Annotated in this window: 7 protein-coding genes; all 7 read left to right on the forward strand. The window is 71.0% G+C overall.

The genetic code is table 11. The features are described 5' to 3' along the window. On the forward strand, window positions 1-202 hold a 202-nt coding region (locus CSR00_RS31090), incomplete at its 5' end, for a hypothetical protein (protein WP_141564535.1). Window positions 203-289: 87 nt separating this feature from the next. Then, entirely contained in the window at window positions 290-874 is a 585-nt protein-coding gene (folE, locus tag CSR00_RS29510; protein WP_176562334.1) for a GTP cyclohydrolase I FolE, read from the forward strand. Then, complete coding sequence (folP, locus tag CSR00_RS29515) at window positions 871-1692, forward strand: dihydropteroate synthase (protein WP_245906750.1); 822 nt, start codon at window positions 871-873, stop codon at window positions 1690-1692. The genes folE and folP overlap by 4 nt, the downstream gene beginning before the upstream one ends. Next, the gene (gene folB / locus CSR00_RS29520; protein ID WP_099025897.1) at window positions 1685-2086 is read left to right on the forward strand and encodes a dihydroneopterin aldolase; all 402 of its coding nucleotides are present in this window, start codon (window positions 1685-1687) and stop codon (window positions 2084-2086) included. The genes folP and folB overlap by 8 nt, the downstream gene beginning before the upstream one ends. After that, entirely contained in the window at window positions 2083-2595 is a 513-nt protein-coding gene (gene folK, locus CSR00_RS29525) for a 2-amino-4-hydroxy-6-hydroxymethyldihydropteridine diphosphokinase (RefSeq protein WP_099025898.1), read from the forward strand. The genes folB and folK overlap by 4 nt, the downstream gene beginning before the upstream one ends. Beyond that, complete coding sequence (locus tag CSR00_RS29530) at window positions 2595-3071, forward strand: DUF3180 domain-containing protein (RefSeq protein ID WP_099025899.1); 477 nt, start codon at window positions 2595-2597, stop codon at window positions 3069-3071. Before folK ends, CSR00_RS29530 begins: the two co-directional genes overlap by 1 nt. 65 nt (window positions 3072-3136) lie before the next feature. Further along, window positions 3137-3863 (forward strand): DUF6779 domain-containing protein (locus CSR00_RS29535; RefSeq protein WP_328514784.1); only part of this gene is annotated, 727 nt, incomplete at its 3' end.

Below are 3863 nucleotides of genomic sequence, written 5' to 3' on the forward strand. Positions count from 1 at the left end.
CAATGGGGCCAATGGGGCACAGAACCCCACCCAGCCGGATTACGGCGCGCCCGCCGGGTGGCAAGCTCCGGGCTGGCCGCCACAGCATCCGCAGCAGGGCTACTGGTATCCGCCCCCGCAGGGCCGGCCGGACGGCGACTCGTCGCCGCGGGAATCCTCCGGTGAGGAGTCGGGGCGGACCAACCCGCCGGCACACGGTTGAGACGAACGGAGGCTGCAGGTGACTTCGGAGGTGGTGTCTGAAGTGGTTTCTGAGGTCGCTCCCGACGGGCGGGCGAACTCCGGGGCGGTGACGGCGGACCGGCCGGTGTTCGACCAGGCACGTGCCGAGGCCGCGGTCCGTGAACTGCTGATCGCGGTCGGCGAGGACCCGGAGCGGAACGGTCTCCTGGAGACGCCGGCCCGGGTCGCGCGCGCCTACCGGGAGATGTTCGAGGGTCTCTACGTCGATCCCGACGACGTGCTCGACACGACGTTCGACGAGCAACACGACGAGCTGGTGCTGGTCAAGGAGATCCCGCTGTACTCCACCTGCGAACACCACCTGGTGGCCTTCCACGGCGTGGCGCACGTGGCCTACATCCCCGGGCTGGACGGCCGGATCACCGGCTTGTCCAAGATCGCCCGGGTGGTCGACCTGTACGCCAAGCGCCCCCAGGTGCAGGAACGGCTGACCGGCCAGATCGCCGACGCCGTGATGCGCAAACTGGACCCGCGCGGCGTGATCGTCGTCGTGGAGGCCGAGCATCTGTGCATGGCCATGCGCGGCATCCGCAAACCCGGGGCGGTGACCACCACCTCCGCGGTTCGTGGCCAGTTCAAGACCGACAAGGCATCGCGGGCCGAGGCGCTGGAACTGATACTTCGCAGGTGAGGTCGACACGCGTGCAGGTCATGGGGGTCGTCAACGTCACCGATGACTCCTTCTCCGACGGCGGACGGTATCTGGATCCCGCCAGGGCCGTCGAACACGGTCTGCGGCTCGCGCGCGACGGGGCGGCGATCGTCGACGTCGGCGGCGAGTCCACCCGGCCCGGCGCGGTCCGTCTCGATTCGCAGGTGGAACGTGCCCGCATCGCGCCCGTCGTCAAGGAACTCGTCGCCCAGGGGGTGAAGGTCAGCATCGACACGATGCACGCCGACGTGGCGCAGGCGGCCATCGACAACGGCGCCGCCATCGTCAACGACGTGTCCGGCGGCCGCGCCGACCCCGGCATGGCTCGGGTGGTCGCCGACGCCGGCGTCCCGTGGATCCTGATGCACTGGCGCTCGGTGGCCGCCGAGCGGCCCCACGAGGTGCCCGGCTACGCGGACGTGGTCGCCGAGGTCAAGTCCGAGCTGGCGCAGGCCGTCGACTGCGCCGTCGCCGCGGGCGTCGACCCGGCCAACCTGATCGTCGATCCCGGGCTCGGCTTCGCAAAGACCGCCGAGCACAACTGGGCGCTGCTGCACGCGCTGCCCGATCTGGTCTCGGCCGGGCTGCCGGTGCTGATCGGGGCATCGCGCAAGCGTTTCCTGGGCGCCCTGCTGGCCGGCACCGACGGGTCGCCGCGCCCGCCGGACGGACGCGAGACCGCCACGGCGGTGATCTCGGCGCTGGCCGCCACCCACGGCGCGTGGGGTGTGCGGGTGCACGACGTGCGCGCCACGGTGGACGCGCTTCGGGTGGTGGAGGCCTGGACGGATGGCTGACCGAATCGAGTTGCGCGGGCTGCGGGTGCGGGGCAACCACGGGGTCTTCGAGCACGAGCGCGCCGACGGGCAGGAGTTCGTCGTCGACGTCACCGTGTGGATCGATCTGGCGGCGGCCGCGGCCAGCGACGAACTCTCCGACACCTACGACTACGGCGCGCTGGCCCAGCGGGCCGCGGCCGTCGTCGCGGGCCCGGCCCGCAACCTCCTCGAGACCGTGGCCGCCGAGATCGCCGAGGACGTGATGATCGACGAACGTGTGCACGCCGCCGAGGTCACGGTGCACAAACCGGATGCGCCGATCCCGTTGAGCTTCGACGACGTCGCCGTGGTGGCGCGGCGTTCCCGGCGCGGGGGCCGCGGAGCGGTGATCCCCGCCGGGGAGCGCACATGACCAGGGTGGTGTTGTCGATCGGCTCCAACCTTGGGGATCGGCTGGCGCGGCTGCAGTCGGTCGTCGACGCGCTCGGTGAGCGGGTGCGGGCCGTCTCACCGGTGTACGAGACCGAACCGTGGGGTGGGGTGGACCAGGGCCCGTTCCTCAACGCCGTGGTCATCGCCGAGGACCCCGACCTCGACGGGCGGGGATGGCTGGATTTCGCGCAGTCCCTCGAACAGGCGGCCGACCGGGTGCGCGGCCAGAAGTGGGGGCCACGCACCCTCGACGTCGACCTGGTGACGGTGCACGACGGCCGGGCCGAACTGTTCTCCCGGTCCGAGGGGCTCACCCTGCCGCACCCGTTGGCCCACCTGCGCGCATTCGTGCTGATCCCCTGGCTGGCGGTGGAGCCCGACGCCGAACTGACGGTGAACGACGTGCCCACCCCGGTGTCCAGGCTGCTGTCCGATGTGCCCGGGGCCGACCGCGACGGTGTCGGGGCCACCGAACTGACCCTGACCTGATGGGACCCACCCGCAAACGCGACGTCGCCGGCGGGGCGGTCGCCGCCGCCGTCGTCAGCTACGTGCTCGTGCACCTGCTCTACAGCCATTTCCCGCCGCTGACGGTGTGGACCGGGATCTCACTGGCCGGGTTCGCGGCCGTCGAGGCGGTGTGGGGCTGGCAGGTGCGCTCCCGCATCAGCGACAACGAGATCGGTGTGGGCGGTGGCCGGCTGCATCCGTTGGCGGTGGCGCGCACGCTGGTGATCGCCAAGGCCTCGGCCTGGGTGGGCGCGCTGATGTTCGGCTGGTGGGTGGGCGTTCTGGTGTACCTGCTGCCCCGCCGCTCGGAGCTGAGGGTGGCCGGCGAGGACACCCCGGGCGCGATCGTGGCCGCCCTGTGCGCACTGGCCCTGGTGATCGCCGCGCTGTGGTTGCAGCATTGCTGTAAGTCCCCGCCCGATCCGACCGACAATCCCGACGGTGTCACGGAATAGCGGCGAAGCGGACCGGACCCAGCGCGTCGGCATGACGATTGACCTCGTCCGGGTACAGTCGGCCCATGACCGTTCTGTCCCGCGGCGCCCGTAACCGGCGCGGCGGCCGCAGGCCGGGGTGGCTACTGCTGACGGTGTTGCTGGTCCTTGCCATTGCGGCCAGTACCGCGTTGGTGTTCACCAATCGGGTCGAGCTGCTCAAGCTCGCCGTCATCCTCGCGTTGTGGGCGGCCGTCGTCGGGGCGTTCGTGTCGGTGATCTATCGCCGGCAGAGCGACGCCGACCAGGCCAAGGTGCGCGACCTGAAACACGTCTACGACCTGCAACTGGACCGGGAGATCTCCGCGCGCCGCGAGTACGAGCTGACCGTGGAAAGCCATCTGCGCCGCGAACTGGCCCATGAGCTCAGGGCGCAGCAGGCCGACGAGGTGGAGTCCCTGCGGACCGAATTGGCCGCGCTGCGGCGGAATCTGGAGATCCTCTTCGACACCGATCTGGGTCACCGCCCGGCACTGGAAACCGAACGGTCCTACGCCGAGTGGGCCCACAGCGGTGAACCGCCGCGACCCGACCGGGTGGCCAGCAGCCGGATCACCGCCGGCGCCGAGGAAACGGACCGGGAGTCCGCGGGTGGCGCCGAGGACGCGCACACCGCCGAGAGCCCGATCATCGACGTCCCCGAGGAGCCACTGGCACCACACCCCCCGCCGTACCCCCCGCCCGACCACTATACCCACCTGAAGCGGCCGACGATACACATCGGTGCCGCCGACGCAGCGCAGGTACAGACAA

Origin of the sequence: Mycolicibacterium palauense, from assembly GCF_002592005.1 — a bacterium.
Lineage (GTDB): Bacteria > Actinomycetota > Actinomycetes > Mycobacteriales > Mycobacteriaceae > Mycobacterium > Mycobacterium palauense.